Source organism: Winogradskyella eximia (genome assembly GCF_003386165.1).
GTDB classification, from domain to species: domain Bacteria; phylum Bacteroidota; class Bacteroidia; order Flavobacteriales; family Flavobacteriaceae; genus Winogradskyella; species Winogradskyella eximia.
Map to the genome: position 1 here is coordinate 921,359 of NZ_QRDV01000001.1, position 13,974 is coordinate 935,332.

Consider the following 13,974-nt stretch of genomic DNA (forward strand, 5'->3'; position numbering starts at 1 on the left):
AACTAAGGAAAAATAAGTACTAACAAATGATTATAAGGTACAAATTCTGTTTGTAACTAGTAAGAGGTAGTTTATCATTAACAAACATTCGAATATCATATAAAGTTTAATTGATTAAAGACCTTTTTTAAGTTTATCCTAATCAAAAAAAAACAATCAAAAAGTGAACAATTATGAATTCAATTAAAAGTAAAAAAGGAATTAGACTTGCAATAGGCATATTTTCAGGAGTATTAGTAGGCTTATTAACCTCAAACATAGCTTTATGGCTTCCAATTGGAATTGCCATTGGTGCCGCGTTAGAATACTCAAAAAAATCTTAATGTAACAACTCAAATTACAAAATAAATCATCAATCAAAAAACGAACAATTATGAAATTAATTAAAATGAAAACAATCAAAAAACAAATCTTATCAAGAATGGCTTGCGTAGCCTTTGCATTAGTATCAAGTATAACATACGCTCAAAACACAAATCCAGAAACCTCAACACAGCGAGATGGCTTTATTATTGAATTTTCAGTAGGTGGAGGTCTAATCAGTTTAGAAGATAGTGAAGGTATTCAAACCTTTGATAAAGCTCAAGGAACGTTTGTTTTTCCAGATCTAAAGTTGGGCTATATGTTGAATGAAAATCTTGCCATTACTGCCGCTATGCCAGGAAACATATACGAATTTCAAGGTAATGACAGGAATTTTGGAGGTTTTATACCATCTGTACAATATTGGGTAAAAGACAACTGGTGGATTCATGGCGGAATTGGTTTAGCCATAGATTCGCCCGCACTATATGATATTAAAGATGATGTAAATGATGATTGGAACTTTGGTTGCGCCGTTATGGCAAGTACAGGTTATGAAATTTACAAAAAGAAAAACTTTGCGCTTAATGTTCAGTCTAAATTAGTGCTTGGTCGTGCGTCTTTAGATGGAGATGCACACAGAGATGCAGTAATCTTTAATGTAGGATTAGGGTTTAGCTGGTTATAAACTTTAATATATAGTGAATTTATCTATTGACAAAATATAAAAATTTAGCTCTGAACTAAAGTGAAATATAGTGTGTATTTATACGCTACGTTTCATAAACAGTAAGTTCTGAGTAATGAGAAAAAATTGAACATAAATCATATTTACAAGTTCAATTGTATCTAAAATAAATATTATCATGAAAAAAACTTTAATTACCTTGACTTTGTGCGGACTAACATTAATCGCCAAAGCTCAAAGCACAAGTGTAGAAAAATCAATATTCGGATTACAAACTGGAGTTCTAGGAATCTGGGCATATAATGAAGCAAAACTATCAAATACCATAGCACTGAGAACAGAGCTCGGTTTTGATTTTGGTATTTGGGAATCTACGTTTTACGATGATTATGACTCTCCATTTCTACTCACACCTGTGATAGTTGTGGAGCCAAGATTCTATTACAACCTCAAAAAACGCTCAGAGAACTCAAAACCAATTGATGGAAATAGTGGCAATTTTATTGCTTTAAAGATGGGTTATCATCCAGAATTGGCACTGTTCAATACTGACGATGCGCCTATAGTAAGTGACTTTTCCATTATACCCACTTGGGGAATTAGGCGAAATTTAGGTAAACACTTTGATTTTGAAGCAGGTCTTGGTGCAGGATTTAGTTACACATTTGCTAAACGCGCTGGTTATGTAAAGAACAAAAGTGAAATGGAATTAAATATGCACTTGCGAATAGGGTATAAATTTTAGCATAGATAAAACCAATCACAATCATCAATCAAAAAACGAACAGTATATGTTTTTCAAATCAAAAGAAGGAAAAGACAAAATCTTATCCCTGTATAGCCAGAAGTTAAATGAGCTAAATATTGAATATTCCGAAGAATCGGTAGAAACAAAGTTTGGCGTTACAAATGTTATTATTACTGGAAACGTAAAAAACCCTCCATTACTCCTTATTCATGGCACAGGCGGTTGTGCACCATTAATATTAGAATCATTTCCTAATTTATCTTCAACATATTGTGTCTATGCAATAGACGTACTTGCCCAACCTAATAAAAGTGCTGAAAACAGGTTAGACATGAAGACTTTAGATTATGGAGAATGGTTAACGGAAGTTATTATTTTACTAGGATTGAAAGCCGTTACTTTAGTAGGATTTTCTTTTGGAGGCCTTATTTCACTAAAGACTTTAGAATTTAACGAACGACTCATAAAAAACGTTTTTTTAATAGCGCCAGTTTACATCGTAAATGGAAATCCTTTTATAGGATTATTTAAGATGTTTATTCCTTTAAAGAAATTTATAAAAACGGGTAATGATAACTATCTAAAAAAAGTCATTAAAGCTCTTTTTAGTGATGCTGATAATTTTGCCATCCAGTTTATGGGAACCACTTTTCAAAATTGTAATATGGACTTTTCACCATTACCTGTAATAGCTAAAAAATCTGCTCAACAAATTGAAACACCTATTACCATTTTCGCCTGTGAAAACGATATTATGTTTCCTGGTAGAAAATTGATTAAAAGAGCCAAACGAATATTTTCTTCTATAGAAGACGTTGTTTTGATTGAAGATACTAAACACGTACCAAATTCAAAAGGTTTTAAAAAAATAGAGGATTTAATTATTGATAAAAACAGATACTAAAATGATAGCAGAAATAAAATCTTTAGAATTCCCTAGTCCAAATATAATTTCAATAAATGGAATTGAGTTAGAAGTATTTGAAGCAGGTAAAGAAAATATTGGCAATCCAATTGTACTTTGTCATGGTTTTCCCGAACATGCTTTTTCATGGCGTTATCAAATCTCAGCACTTGCTAAAGCTGGTTATCATGTCATTGTTCCAAATCAAAGAGGATATGGTTATTCATCTTGCCCTAAAGACGTAACAGCATATGATATCACCCATTTAACAGGTGATATGGTAGCTTTACTTGATTATTACAACTACAAAGATGCTGTTTTTGTGGGTCATGATTGGGGTGCAAATGTAGTTTGGAACCTTGCACTCTTACATCCAGAGCGGGTAAATAAAGTCATAAATCTTGCACTACCTTATCAAGAACGCGGCAAAAAACCATGGATTGAGTTGATGGAAGCGTTTTTTGGAGACGATTTCTATTTTGTTCATTTTAATAAACACCCAGGAGTTGCAGATGCTGTATTAGAGAACCATACAGAAAATTTTCTTCGTAATTTATTTCGTAAGAATGTACCTCTTGCACCACCAGAACCAGGAATGTTAATGATGAACCTTGCAAAAGCAGAAAAGCCTTTTGGTGAGTCTATTATGAACGACGATGATTTGTCTGTTTTTGTAAAGGCCTTTAACAATTCCGGATTTAATGGCGCTATTAATTGGTATAGAAACCTCGACCGGAACTGGCACTTATTAGCAGATATTAACCCAATCATCAAACAGCCTACTCTTATGATCTATGGCAATCTAGATATGATACCAAAATTTGAAAGGCTACAGGATTTCGTTCCGAATTTAGATGTTATTAGTTTAGATTGTGGCCATCACATTCAACAGGAATTACCACAAGAAACTAATCAATCAATTTTAAAATGGTTGGCAGAATTTAATGGCTAAAAAAGAGAAATGGAAACAAGAATGGTAATTTATAGAGAGGAAGCAGAATTTGTTAGAGACTATAAACAAGCATTAATTTTTGAATCTATTTTATAAGCGTAAACTCATTAATAAATATCCTTTTCACATAACTTCATTATTTTATATTATGAATATAAACGAGCAACTTAAAACCATAAAAGACTACTATTCTCCTAAAATAATTGGTGAAGTAAATGATGTTTTTATAAAACTTGTAAAAATACAGGGAAACAAAGTGCCTTGGCATCACCATAAAAATGAAGATGAATTATTTTATGTGCTTAAAGGAAGTCTTGTTTTTGAAATAGAAAACCAAGAACCATTTACAATGAAAAAGGGGGATTTGTTCATTGTAAAAAAAGGAATTAATCATAAAGTCAGTTCTAAAAAGGAATGCCATTTAATGCTTATTGAAAATAAATCAGCTTTGCATACAGGAAATGTGATTTCTGAGATTACAAAATCAATCAATAATCAAAAATAATGAAACACTAGTGCCATCAGAATTTCAATTTAGGATTAAAATAATATTAGGTCTGAAGCATGCTATTTTAAAATAGATAGCTGTAGAACTTTATCCACCAACAAAAAAACAACAATTAATAAAAACAACAAAATGAGCAAAGGATTAAAAATAGTATTGACAATAGGACTCATTATTGTCTTTCAAGGTATATCGGCACAATCGAAGTTGAATCAATCGAGTGAATTTCAAACAGAAATTATTGATTCTGTTTATTCAGAGGTATTCAAAGAATATCGAAAGTTTTGGGTTAAACTCCCTGATAATTATAACCCAAATAGTAGTGTAAAATATCCTGTTGTTTATTTGTTAGATGGATTTTCTCTGAGAGAAAATTTAGAAGAAATTTATGATAATTATTGGGGACATTATTTGCCTCATATGATTCTAATTGGAATTTCTAACAAAACTAACAGGATACGGGACTTAACTACTTCTCAGATTAAAATGAGGCGTGGGCAAGCAATGAATAAAGAAACTGGTGGTGCGGAAAACTTCACCCAAAGTATTGAAAAAGAACTAATCCCATACATTGACAATAAATATCCAACCACGGCCTATCGTACCTTAATTGGGCATTCTTATGCCGGTTTGTTTACGGTAAATATGTTGGTTAATCATAAACATCTCTTTCAAAACTATATAGCCATAGATCCAAGTTTGGATTGGGACGACCAAAAATTATTGAAGGAGGCAAAAGAAAAGCTGAGTTCAGAAAGTTATAAAGGTAAATCTCTTTATGTGTCTTTAGCAGCAGAACAGCTACACATGTGGGATGAAGAAATAACCATGGAGAATATTATGGACGACGCTTCAGAATTCACTTTGTTTGCACGTTCAATCGTTGACTTTTCAACTTTTGCGACCTCTCAAAAACAGAGTGGATTAAATTTCTCATGGAAGGTGTACAATGAAGATTTACATGGTACTGTTCCGCTCCCAACGATGAGAGATGGATTGATTTTTCTTTTTAAATGGTACCAGTTTAAATCTCCGCAAAAATATAATAATCCTGAAACGACAGTAGAAGAATTGGTTAAGCTATTGGAAAAACAAGAAGAAATCTATTCAACGCATTTTGGTTATCCCTTCCCTCCAATGATTGAGGAAATGTTTAGTGGCTATGGCTATATGAATTTAGAAATGGGGCAACCTGAAAAAGCATTTATGTTTTTCAAATCGAATATTGATTATTACCCCAACAGCGCAAGTGCCTATAATTCAATGGCAGACTATTATGAAGCTCAAAATGATATTACTAATGCACTAAGGTTTGTGCAAAAAGCTGCTGAATTAAGTAATGACGAATACTATAAAAACAGAATTCAAGAACTAAAAAACAAATAACAAAGGCTAACATTTTGTATAACCCGCAATATGCATTAGAACTTTGTTATGAGAATCAAAAACACAATAAATCAGGATGTTAAATTTGAAAAGCATAGCATCGCTATGGTTAGAGAAGATAACGAAACGAAGTAGCTGATTTGCAGTGTTTTTGGTTCGTAATAGATTTTCTAATTCATAATGCGGATTTAAGTAATGCTAAAGTAGAAGTCTTATAAGAAACTACTAAGCAATCTGACACTAACTATCCAATTTATCGTTAGCACTTATTTGAGAAAAAAATGAAACGATTATTAAAATTCATAGATAAGAATATTTCGGGCAAAAAGGTTTTAAGTCTTTTTATTTTGACCAATCTTGTTTACACTTTTATGCTGACAGTCACCATTCCCAAAACAATGGAATTCTCTAACGGAATTAAATTATTGGATATGATGCCCACAGGATATGACTTGAATTATGTTAGTGAATTATTCAATTCGCTTGGAGAAAATGGACGTTTGACGTATCTAACCAATCAAATACCTGTTGATATGTTTTACCCACTGCTATTCGGACTTTCTTACTGTCTGCTTTTGGGTTATTTCTTAAAAAAATTGAACAAATTAAATTCCCCATATATTTATCTCTGCGTAATACCGATAATTGCTGGAATTGCAGATTATTTGGAAAATATCGGAATTATCACAATGCTTAAAAACTATCCCGAATTGAATGAGACTGCAGTTTATACAACTAATATATTTTCAGTTATAAAAAGCATTTCAACAAGTATATTTTTTATTGCATTAATAGTCATCTTAGTAACACTTGGAATTAAAATATTAAACAGAAAAAAAACGGCTGACACTGTATAAAATTAATTGCTTGTTTTAGCCAATTTATGAAAGTTCTCGCGGACTTTCTACCCGTAATTTATCTGCTAAATTAGTTGCTTAAACCACGCAAATGATCTTATACATAACCGTTACCAAACATATAAAGCAAACTATGAAAAATTTGACATTTGTAATTTTATATATTCTTCTTTCAGGAGTACAAACCACATTTGGACAGAATGAAACAGATGATATTATAGTAGGAAGTAAGTTCGTTATTAAATCTAATATTTTAGATGAAGAAAGAACCTGTTTAATAAGTCTTCCTGATTCATACAATAATTCATCTGAAGTTGATAAAAAATATCCAGTTATCATATTATTGGATGGATATACTCATTTTAAAACAGCATCTGGAATAGTACATTTTATGAGTTCTAATAGGAATCGAAACAATTTAATGCCTGAAAGTATTATTATAGCCATAGAGAATGTTGACCGAGAACGAGATTTTACAGTTACAAAAATTAAGACCAAACGACCGAATAATATGGGAGGTGGAAGGATTTTTTTGAATTTCATTGAGAAAGAACTAGTACCTTATATTGATAAAAAGTATAAGACAGAACCGTTTAGAACTCTTGTTGGGCACTCTTTAGGAGGACTACTTACACTAAATTCCTATATGGATGAAAATAGCGTATTTAATGCTTACATTTCTATAGACCCAAGTATTTGGTGGAATGAGGAGATGATGAAAAACAAAGTTGATTCTATTTCCTCAATATCATTAGATAAAAAACTTTATATCGCTACTGCCAATCAAGGAGAGGCTAATTACGAAAGGAATAAACAAAGACACGACTCTCTCTATACTTTAATAACAAAGAAATCGGATAAACCTCTAAATATCGAAATAGAATATTTTGAAAAAGAAAACCATCGCTCTGTACCATTAGTAGCTTTATACGAAGGGTTAAAATATATTAATCAAGAGGAATGATTTCGAAGCTAGTAATATCAACAAATACGTTTGGTAACACCGTATATAATTTATTGCTGGCTTTTTGCCTACTTGCGAAAGTTCTTGCGGACTTTCTTGGTCGGTAATTAGTTGCTTAAAACACGCTACAAACCATATACAATCACGTTGTGTGCCATTAGGGCAAAACTGTAACAATTACTCTTTTACAGAGTCAGAATTAGTATTAAATAATAAAAATAAATAAACTATGATTGCAAATACAGAACAGAAAAATTTGATTAAGACCGCTAGAATAACTGGCTTATGGTATTTAATGATGGCTATTACAGGAATTCTAGGGTTTATGGTCTTTCATTCTCAAATATTTGTGTCTGGTAATCCTGAACAAACGCTAACAAATTTAATAGAATTAGAATCTACAGCAAGAATTAGGTTGCTATTAGAATTTGGTATCGTAATTTCTCAGGCACTTACCGCAGTTTGGTTTTTTAAATTATTTAAAGATAATTATGAATGGGAAGCCTGGACTCTAGGTATATGGGGTATGGTAAATGCTTTAGTCATTATGATAAGTGCAATTTCAATCGCCTCAGCAATAGGCATTGCAAATTCTGATATAAGTGCTATGGAAGATAAAGTTTTACTAATTCAGGTTTTTCAACATATAATTTCTAATGCCTGGGGTATTGGTGGTCTTTTCTTTGGACTTTGGCTGTTTCCTATGGGATACATAGTTATCAAATCTAAAAGAATGCCCATCTGGTTGGGAAGAGTTATTGTTTTAGGTGGTATTGGCTATGTATTAAGTACCTTAATCCACTATGCAGGCATTGATTTTAGCTTCAATGAATATCTTACGCTACCGGCAACTATTGGTGAATTTTGGATGATTGGTTATTTATTAATTTTTGGCATAAGACCTAGCTATAAGTAAAATTAAACAAAAAATGTTAAATAAAAGTTTTGAAAAAGCAAAAGAGCAAAGCAAATTATTAGAAAATGATTTGTATAAGAATCCTCATAAGTATCGCGTATTAACGGGAGATAGACCTACAGGTAATTTGCATCTTGGACACTATTTTGGCTCAATTATAAACCGATTAAAATTACAAAGTTTGGGAATTGAGACTTATATTTTAATTGCTGATTATCAAGTGTTGACAGATAGAAATGTTTTTAATGAAATTTCAAAATTCACATATGAACTAACTTTGGACTATTTAGCCTGTGGTTTAGACCCTGAAAATTATAAAACTCATATTTTTCCTCATAGTCATATTCCTGAATTAAATCAACTAACTATTCCATTTCTGACATTAGTTTCTAGTTCAGAATTAAACAAAAATCCAACTGTTAAAGAAGAAATTACTGCTTCAGGACTGAGTAATATTAATGCAGGAATGTATATCTATCCAGTTCACCAAGCTGCTGACATTTTGTTTTGTAAGAGTAATGTGGTTCCTGTTGGAAAAGACCAATTACCTCACATAGAATTAACTCGGAAAATTGCAAAGCGCTTTAATACCAAATTCAATAAAAATATTTTTACAGAACCAGTTGCACTTTTTACTGATACCCCTACTATTCTTGGGTTAGACGGTATTCAAAAAATGAGTAAAAGTCGCAACAATTCAATTATGATAAAGTCAACCGCTGATGAAACAATAAAACTAATAAAATCTGCCAAAACTGATTCAAGTCGTTATATATCTTACGACCCCCAAAACAGACCGGAGGTTTCCAACTTACTTAAGCTAGCTTCCTTATGTTCAGACATATGCCCAAAAGATATTGCTGATAAAATTGGCGACCAAGGGTCAGGAAAACTTAAAGAGCTAACAGCAGAAGCTATAAACACATATTTTGAGCCTATTAGAAAAAAAAGAATAAAGCTTGAAAAAAATAAAGACTATGTCAGAGATATTTTGCTTAAAGGTATAAGCAAAGCGAGAGAAACAGCTATTGAAACTTTAAGTGAAGTCACTGAAGCAATGAATATGAAAATATAATAGCACTACCCACAATTTAATAATAAATAACTTATAAAATTTTGATAGTAAAAAAATTAGAGAATACAACATTTGATATAATCGCTGATTGTTTTTTAAGGTCTTTCGAGAATTACTATGTTAAAGTTCCTACTGACAAAAATTATTATAAAGAGAGATGGAAAATATCAAAAGTTGATTATGCTCTTTCTTATGGAATGTTTGATGGAGATAAATTAGTTGGATTTATAATTAACGCCATAGATAAACGTAATGGAGAAAAAATAGCCTTTAATACCGGAACAGGTGTACTTCCAGAATATAGAGGAAGAAGAATAGTTAAATCGATTTACGATTTTGCTATACCAGATTTAAAAATAAATGGAGTTACAAAATGTTCTTTAGAGGTAATCATTGAAAATACTAAAGCAATAAAATCTTATCAAAGAATTGGATTCGAAATTTGTAAAACATTTAATTGCTTCAGTGGAGAAATTAAATTAATCTCAAATGCTAAAATTGAGATGAATAAAGTTGACTATAATGCTTTTGATTGGGGAAAATTACCTAATCAAAATTTATATTCTTGGGATTTTAACTTAGAAGTAATTAAAAACGGAGATTACGAATACTATCAAATTACAAAGGATAATTTTCTTGAGTCATTTTTTGTTGTAAACCCCAAAAATGAATATTTAGCACAATTTGAGATTTTAAAAGAAAGTGATGGCTGTTGGAATAGATTATTTAAAGGGATAAAAGAAGTATCAAACTCAATAAAAATAATAAATGTCGATACAAGATTAAACGAGAAAATAAATTTCATCAATTCAATTGGATTATCGAATACTGTTAATCAATATGAAATGGAAATGAATATATAAACTGTAGCCAAAAATGGCTATAATTCATTGTGGAATTGAACAAAATTTTAAAGTAATATCATAAATTCAGGCTTGATTTCACGCTTGAAAATCCATGCTGTATTTTCCACAACGAAATCATAGCTGAGACCTTTGGGCGCGCCTCACTGCGCCATACACAGTAGGCGTTAAGCGCAATGTAACTAAACTACCAACTCATCGTCTTCCATTAACAAACCAATCAGTAAATTAAAATGCAAAAAAAATTAACAGAACGAAAAGAAACTTGGAAAACAATCTTTCTATTTCTTGCAATCGTTATTCTTCTTACTTCACCTTTTCATTATGCCATAGTTAATTTATATCCATCACGAATAAATGTTGGGGCTATAATGTGGTGTCCTGCAATTGCAGCCTTCATTACCTTAAAAATAAAAGGTCGTAAGATTTCATCTCTAAATTGGAATTGGGGAAATTGGAAATATATTCGACTTTCTTATTTTATTCCTGCTTTATATGGCTTAATCACTTATATACTCATTTGGGTTTTAGGTTTTGGAAGTTTAACAAATGAAGAAGCAATTACAGATTGGGGAAAAGAACTTGGTTTGATTGGAATAGGAACTTTAAATCCTACATCAATTGCAATCATAGCTATTATCTTATTAGGAACTATCGAAGTAATTAGAGCAGCAGCAACAACTTTAGGGTAAGAGATTGGATGGCGAGGATTTTTTATTTATGAATTAAGAAAAGCAATTAAAGAAAAATTATAACTAAAAAACACAGCGGCTAATACCGTGTATAATTGCTTCGCCAGTTCGCTAAACTCTTGTCATTGCTAGTTATAGCCTACTTACGAAAGTCCTCGCTGACTTTTGCTGCGCACAGTTCGCAAAGCTCGTGTCTATCTGCGATTTATTTGTTAAATCAGTTGCTTAAATACGTAACGAATCTTACTCAATCACATTAAAACCAATATAGATCAACATATGAAAACAAAAATCACAATCTTACTATCAGCACTAATTCTGATGTCGTCATGCCAGCCATCAATCGAAGACACTGTTGATTTAAATGTTCAAAATTGGATTCATGGTTCTCAAAACTGTGAAAATAATATTGACCCACCAATTCAGGTCGTTAAGTATAATAGCAATACTTATATTTTACGTCAAAACAAGTGTATAAATTACGAAGCGCCTTTTATGTTTCTATTTTTTGGTGAGAACAAAGCGCTATTAATGGATACTGGAGCTACTCAAGAAGATGATATTTTTCCGCTTTATGAAACTGTAAATAAAATTATTAACGATTGGTCTAAAAAGAATGGAGAAGTTGAATTAATTGTTGCTCATACTCATAAGCATGGAGACCACTATGCTGGCGATGGACAATTCAAAGGAAAACCAAACACTTCTGTAATCGGTCTTGAAGTTAACGATGTACAAGATTTTTTTAAGATAGCAAACTGGCCCGAAGAAGTTGTAGATTATGATTTAGGAAATCGCATGATGAAAATAATACCAATTCCTGGACACCAAGCGTCTTCAATTGCGGTTTATGATACTTCGACGAAAATTCTCTTGACTGGAGACACTTTTTATCCTGGTAGACTATACATAAATGATTGGATTGCTTTTAAAATGAGTATTGAAAGACTTGTAAAATTCACCGACATTAATGAGGTTTCAACCATACTTGGAAATCACATTGAAATGACTCAAACAGCTGGAGTTGATTATCCCATGGGAAGTATCTACCAACCTAAAGAGCATCAACTTCCATTAAGTGTGCTCACATTAAAAGAACTGTCAAGCACTCTCACAAAATTGGGAGATACACCGACAAAACAAATTCATGATAGCTTCATAATATATCCAGTCGATTAAAAATACTGACACTAACAAAGTGTGCAGTTTGCGTAAGTATAACACCAGACGGTAAATACCTTTTCTTTAGTAGAAATGTAGGATCAGACGATTTTGAAAATGTGGATATACTTTGGGTAAGCGCGGAGGTAATAAAAAAACTAAGGAAATAAAACAACAACTTCTGCCAACAAAGATGTATACATCTCACAACTAACTAGTTACATAGTTAAAGCATATTTGGAAAAAACAGATTTATCTTTCATTAGAATCTATAATTTCATAAAATTCTTTCTTTCCTTTTACAGTAAGATAAGGATAAAGTATACTTAATAAAGTATTTGCTTTTTTTTCTATTACACTCTCATTAATTTTCCCTCCATATAATACGGTAGAATACAACCAAGTATTACTATAAAGAATCATTTGTTCGGCAAGATTTTGGCATTCCCAATCCAGTATAGATACTTTCATTAATTTATTCTTTTTTAATTGAGTAAATAAAAAGATATAACTCTCATATCGTGAATCATATATTTTATGAAAATGAGTTTTAATATTATCATTTAAATTTAATATATTGTATAAGTCTGTCCAGAAAAATTGATAATCAATCATTCGCTTCATGGTTAACTTAATTTCAATTTTTATTTGATTTATAGAAACTTCCATCTCAGAGAAACTTGAGAGTCTATAGTCAAATTCTTTTGTCATTTCAAAATATAAAGCCTCCAAAATTTCTTCACGTTTTTTAAAATGATAATTTAAATTCCCTGAACTCATCTTTAATGTTTTTGCAATCATTCTAATAGTTACTGAACTATAAGATTGCTCATTAAATAAGTGCCTTGAATTATCCAATATTTTTTCTTTTGTCGATTTCATTAGTAAACTTGTCCTAATTTAAATTATTATTAGTAAATTTGTCCTAAAATTACATAAAAACAATTAGATGAATGATATGGAACCACAAAAGAAATCCTTTAATATTAAAATACTTGTAGAAATAACAATTGTATTCCTAACTATATTGAGCATAAAACACCTTGCGGATTATTTCGACGTAATTGGTGCTGGCTCAATAGCAATTTGGTGTGGTATTATAGTTAGTACGATTTTCATGAAACAAAAAAAAATAAACTGGAAAGAGCTTGGGCCTAAGATTCCAAAAGGCACAAAAAATTGGATGATTAATATATTGATAACACTTGGCACTGTAATACTAGTTTTTTCAATTATGGGACTAATTGTAAAACCAATATTGGAAAGTTTTGGCCTAACGAACCCAGCAGGTGTAGCTGATAGATTTGCCTTTTTTATGGGAAAACCTCTTGTGTTTATAGGTTACCTAATTACAGTTGTTTGGTTTGGTGCAGCCTTAGGTGAAGAATTGTTATTTCGCGGATATTTACTAAATAGATTGGTTGATTGTACTGGAAATAATACATTGGGAATAATTATAGCATTAATTATACATGCTGTAATATTTGGAATGTTACACATTTACCAAGGATTAGCAGGTGTTATTGCCACTGGTTGTATTGCCCTTATATTTGGTTCAGTCTATTTTATAATTAAGCGAAAACTTTTTCCTATAATAATTGCACATGGAATTATTAACTCTCTTAGTCTTATTGGATTATATTTTAATAATGGCGTTATAAGTTAGAGATAAAGAATTGTATAAAACCTACAACCAACAAAGATGTATATAAAAAAAAGCAATCCTCTGCTGAGACTATCATGATGAAAGACAATATTTAAGTCATAAATTCTCTTGTCTTCAATTAGTATTTTTTTAGCAATTAATCCAAGCCTTAAATATTTCATAGCCTAAATTCCTAAAATTAATAACAAACGCTTATCTCTTCTTATTCGCGCTCATGTATTTCTTTTTTCTATTTTTAAAGAAAATACGTTGCTTTGTTATTCATATGAGTTTAAGTTATACCAAGAAAATATC

Annotated in this window: 16 protein-coding genes; 15 read left to right on the forward strand and 1 reads right to left on the reverse strand. The window is 31.2% G+C overall.

Translation table 11 applies throughout. The annotated features are described in order from the left end of the window. Positions 1 to 173: 173 nt before the first annotated feature. The 14 genes from DFQ10_RS18505 (at position 174) to DFQ10_RS03870 (ending at position 12,032) form a co-directional block, all read left to right on the forward strand. Positions 174 to 323 carry a hypothetical protein gene (locus DFQ10_RS18505; protein ID WP_165586786.1) on the forward strand — a complete coding sequence of 50 codons (150 nt, stop codon included), beginning with the start codon at positions 174 to 176 and terminating at the stop codon, positions 321 to 323. Between the two features lie 65 nt (positions 324 to 388). Next, positions 389 to 991: a hypothetical protein gene (locus DFQ10_RS03810; protein ID WP_044633981.1), complete on the forward strand. Its 603-nt coding sequence runs from the start codon at positions 389 to 391 to the stop codon at positions 989 to 991. A 178-nt stretch (positions 992 to 1,169) separates the two neighbouring features. Next, positions 1,170 to 1,736, forward strand: a complete 567-nt coding sequence (locus DFQ10_RS03815) for a hypothetical protein (protein WP_115816072.1) — start codon at positions 1,170 to 1,172, stop codon at positions 1,734 to 1,736. A 46-nt stretch (positions 1,737 to 1,782) separates the two neighbouring features. Further along, the gene (locus tag DFQ10_RS03820) at positions 1,783 to 2,643 is read left to right on the forward strand and encodes an alpha/beta hydrolase (protein WP_044633942.1); all 861 of its coding nucleotides are present in this window, start codon (positions 1,783 to 1,785) and stop codon (positions 2,641 to 2,643) included. Position 2,644: 1 nt separating this feature from the next. Continuing rightward, the gene (locus DFQ10_RS03825) at positions 2,645 to 3,595 is read left to right on the forward strand and encodes an alpha/beta fold hydrolase (protein WP_044633980.1); all 951 of its coding nucleotides are present in this window, start codon (positions 2,645 to 2,647) and stop codon (positions 3,593 to 3,595) included. A gap of 148 nt (positions 3,596 to 3,743) precedes the next feature. Next, positions 3,744 to 4,100: a cupin domain-containing protein gene (locus tag DFQ10_RS03830; RefSeq protein ID WP_044633979.1), complete on the forward strand. Its 357-nt coding sequence runs from the start codon at positions 3,744 to 3,746 to the stop codon at positions 4,098 to 4,100. Between the two features lie 132 nt (positions 4,101 to 4,232). Next, entirely contained in the window at positions 4,233 to 5,486 is a 1,254-nt protein-coding gene (locus DFQ10_RS03835) for an alpha/beta hydrolase-fold protein (RefSeq protein ID WP_044633941.1), read from the forward strand. 281 nt (positions 5,487 to 5,767) lie between these two features. Continuing rightward, positions 5,768 to 6,343, forward strand: a complete 576-nt coding sequence (locus DFQ10_RS03840; RefSeq protein WP_044633940.1) for a hypothetical protein — start codon at positions 5,768 to 5,770, stop codon at positions 6,341 to 6,343. 91 nt (positions 6,344 to 6,434) lie between these two features. Next, the gene (locus tag DFQ10_RS03845) at positions 6,435 to 7,307 is read left to right on the forward strand and encodes an alpha/beta hydrolase (RefSeq protein WP_245940605.1); all 873 of its coding nucleotides are present in this window, start codon (positions 6,435 to 6,437) and stop codon (positions 7,305 to 7,307) included. Positions 7,308 to 7,536: 229 nt separating this feature from the next. Beyond that, positions 7,537 to 8,223: a DUF4386 domain-containing protein gene (locus DFQ10_RS03850; protein WP_044634117.1), complete on the forward strand. Its 687-nt coding sequence runs from the start codon at positions 7,537 to 7,539 to the stop codon at positions 8,221 to 8,223. A 13-nt stretch (positions 8,224 to 8,236) separates the two neighbouring features. Continuing rightward, positions 8,237 to 9,298 carry a tryptophan--tRNA ligase gene (trpS, locus tag DFQ10_RS03855; protein ID WP_044634116.1) on the forward strand — a complete coding sequence of 354 codons (1,062 nt, stop codon included), beginning with the start codon at positions 8,237 to 8,239 and terminating at the stop codon, positions 9,296 to 9,298. A gap of 41 nt (positions 9,299 to 9,339) precedes the next feature. Continuing rightward, on the forward strand, positions 9,340 to 10,161 hold the full coding sequence (locus tag DFQ10_RS03860) for a GNAT family N-acetyltransferase (protein WP_044634115.1): 822 nt from the start codon (positions 9,340 to 9,342) through the stop codon (positions 10,159 to 10,161). Between the two features lie 233 nt (positions 10,162 to 10,394). Next, positions 10,395 to 10,853, forward strand: coding sequence for an abortive infection protein (locus tag DFQ10_RS03865; RefSeq protein WP_044634122.1), 459 nt, complete (start codon positions 10,395 to 10,397; stop codon positions 10,851 to 10,853). A gap of 279 nt (positions 10,854 to 11,132) precedes the next feature. Next, the gene (locus DFQ10_RS03870) at positions 11,133 to 12,032 is read left to right on the forward strand and encodes an MBL fold metallo-hydrolase (RefSeq protein WP_044634114.1); all 900 of its coding nucleotides are present in this window, start codon (positions 11,133 to 11,135) and stop codon (positions 12,030 to 12,032) included. 234 nt (positions 12,033 to 12,266) lie between these two features. Here DFQ10_RS03870 and DFQ10_RS03875 read toward each other — a convergent pair whose 3' ends face one another. Then, complete coding sequence (locus tag DFQ10_RS03875; RefSeq protein ID WP_044634113.1) at positions 12,267 to 12,896, reverse strand: TetR/AcrR family transcriptional regulator; 630 nt, start codon at positions 12,894 to 12,896, stop codon at positions 12,267 to 12,269. Between the two features lie 76 nt (positions 12,897 to 12,972). Between DFQ10_RS03875 and DFQ10_RS03880 the strand changes: the two genes are divergently transcribed. Then, on the forward strand, positions 12,973 to 13,680 hold the full coding sequence (locus DFQ10_RS03880) for a CPBP family intramembrane glutamic endopeptidase (protein WP_220352412.1): 708 nt from the start codon (positions 12,973 to 12,975) through the stop codon (positions 13,678 to 13,680). The last annotated feature ends 294 nt before the right edge of the window (positions 13,681 to 13,974 follow it).

Bases quoted from the DNA above. Each gene is read 5' to 3' on its own strand.
- DFQ10_RS03810 (WP_044633981.1), top strand. From the start codon at position 389: ATGAAAACAATCAAAAAACAAATCTTATCAAGAATGGCTTGCGTAGCC.
- DFQ10_RS03815 (WP_115816072.1), top strand. From the start codon at position 1,170: ATGAAAAAAACTTTAATTACCTTGACTTTGTGCGGACTAACATTAATC.
- DFQ10_RS03830 (WP_044633979.1), top strand. From the start codon at position 3,744: ATGAATATAAACGAGCAACTTAAAACCATAAAAGACTACTATTCTCCT.
- trpS (WP_044634116.1), top strand. From the start codon at position 8,237: ATGTTAAATAAAAGTTTTGAAAAAGCAAAAGAGCAAAGCAAATTATTA.
- DFQ10_RS03880 (WP_220352412.1), top strand. From the start codon at position 12,973: ATGGAACCACAAAAGAAATCCTTTAATATTAAAATACTTGTAGAAATA.
- DFQ10_RS03875 (WP_044634113.1), bottom strand. From the start codon at position 12,896: ATGAAATCGACAAAAGAAAAAATATTGGATAATTCAAGGCACTTATTT.
- DFQ10_RS03870 (WP_044634114.1), top strand. From the start codon at position 11,133: ATGAAAACAAAAATCACAATCTTACTATCAGCACTAATTCTGATGTCG.
- DFQ10_RS03865 (WP_044634122.1), top strand. From the start codon at position 10,395: ATGCAAAAAAAATTAACAGAACGAAAAGAAACTTGGAAAACAATCTTT.
- DFQ10_RS03840 (WP_044633940.1), top strand. From the start codon at position 5,768: ATGAAACGATTATTAAAATTCATAGATAAGAATATTTCGGGCAAAAAG.
- DFQ10_RS03820 (WP_044633942.1), top strand. From the start codon at position 1,783: ATGTTTTTCAAATCAAAAGAAGGAAAAGACAAAATCTTATCCCTGTAT.
- DFQ10_RS03850 (WP_044634117.1), top strand. From the start codon at position 7,537: ATGATTGCAAATACAGAACAGAAAAATTTGATTAAGACCGCTAGAATA.
- DFQ10_RS03825 (WP_044633980.1), top strand. From the start codon at position 2,645: ATGATAGCAGAAATAAAATCTTTAGAATTCCCTAGTCCAAATATAATT.
- DFQ10_RS18505 (WP_165586786.1), top strand. From the start codon at position 174: ATGAATTCAATTAAAAGTAAAAAAGGAATTAGACTTGCAATAGGCATA.
- DFQ10_RS03845 (WP_245940605.1), top strand. From the start codon at position 6,435: ATGATCTTATACATAACCGTTACCAAACATATAAAGCAAACTATGAAA.
- DFQ10_RS03835 (WP_044633941.1), top strand. From the start codon at position 4,233: ATGAGCAAAGGATTAAAAATAGTATTGACAATAGGACTCATTATTGTC.